This is a genomic window from Selenomonas sp. oral taxon 138 str. F0429 (assembly GCF_000318175.2).
In the GTDB taxonomy this organism is placed as follows: domain Bacteria; phylum Bacillota; class Negativicutes; order Selenomonadales; family Selenomonadaceae; genus Centipeda; species Centipeda timonae.
In genome coordinates, this window is the sequence record NZ_KB290937.1 from 1 (window position 1) to 1244 (window position 1244).

Genomic DNA, 1244 nt, shown 5'->3' on the forward strand with positions numbered 1-1244 from the left:
CTCTGGATCGTGCGATTCGGTGTGGAAATGATACCTCCGCGTCTGTCTATGACGAGCGAGGAATCTTGCTGCTGTGATTCGAGTTCCGACTCAGAGTGCGGCAACTTGGAGTTTCAGTCCAAGCGGCTGCATGAGTTTTACCAAGGTATCTATTTTGGGCGTTGTTTTGAAGGATTCGATGCGTGCGACAGAGGACTGCGGCAAACCGCAACGCTGCGCAAGCGTTCTCTGGCTGATGCCGAGGGCGGTGCGCCGCTCGATCATCGAGGAAACGATGGCTGCAATCTCCTCGATTTCTTCCATATTTCTGCGGCTTTCTGCATCAATGGACTTTACGTGATTCTTGTAATCTTCCCATGTTTTCATTTTCCTCGCTCCTTTTGCTGACGAAGGTAATCGTTCCGTGCTTCTTTTGCACGGGCAAGCTCTCTTGGCGGTGTTTTCTGGCTTTTCTTCCGAAAATGGTGCAGCAGAACATATTGACCGCCTGCGTAATAGAAGTAGAAGATGCGGTTGTTTCCGGGGCGAAGCTCCCATATATCATCTTCCAGATGCTTTGTAATCTTGCTTGGCAGTTTTGTTCCGTTGCGCGCCAAGAGGTCAAGGTAGAAGACAATTTGCTCATATTGAATCCGAGCGTCTTTGTTCGTCCCGCTTTTCTCACGCAAGTCCTCGAGAAAATCCCATACGTCGGATACACCATTTCTTTTCTCGTAGAATTCAATCTGGTACATATTTACTCCTCTTACAGATATTTTGATGATAGCATAAAAGCTATCATTGTGCAAGGAGAATCCCATGAACCTATTCAGCAAACTCTTCCGTTCGCGGGACAAGCCCATGAATCATCTCGGCGGCTTGTCCTTTTTGTTTGGGCAGACGGCGGCGGGCAAGGCGGTCAATGAGCGGACTGCCATGCAGACGACGGCGGTCTACGCCTGTGTGCGCATCCTCGCGGAATCCATCGCGGGACTGCCGCTTCACGTCTATGCTTACAAAGGGCAGGGCAAAGAGCGTGTGCCGGAGCATCCGCTGTACTTCCTGCTCCACGATGCGCCGAACCCAGAGATGACGAGTTTCGTATTCCGCGAGACTCTTATGGCACATCTCCTCCTGTGGGGAAACGCCTATGCTCAGATACTTCGAGATGGCAGAGGGCGTGTCCTCGGACTCTATCCTTTGCTCCCGGACAAAATGGAGGTCAGCCGCCACAGCCGCACGGGGGAACTCTACTACACCTACAC

3 protein-coding genes are annotated in these 1244 nt (G+C 51.6%); 1 reads left to right on the plus strand and 2 read right to left on the minus strand.

What is annotated here, in order from left to right; translation table 11 throughout:
• Window positions 1-90 precede the first annotated feature (90 nt).
• Window positions 91-366 (minus strand): helix-turn-helix domain-containing protein, encoded by a 276-nt coding sequence (locus tag HMPREF9163_RS04850; RefSeq protein ID WP_009440555.1) that lies wholly within the window; start codon window positions 364-366, stop codon window positions 91-93.
• Entirely contained in the window at window positions 363-734 is a 372-nt protein-coding gene (locus HMPREF9163_RS04855) for a type II toxin-antitoxin system RelE/ParE family toxin (protein ID WP_037346132.1), read from the minus strand. The genes HMPREF9163_RS04850 and HMPREF9163_RS04855 overlap by 4 nt, the downstream gene beginning before the upstream one ends.
• Before the next feature lie 64 nt (window positions 735-798).
• On the opposite strand from HMPREF9163_RS04855, the gene HMPREF9163_RS12380 reads away from it, so the two are divergent.
• Window positions 799-1244 (plus strand): phage portal protein (locus HMPREF9163_RS12380; protein WP_009440557.1); only part of this gene is annotated, 446 nt, incomplete at its 3' end.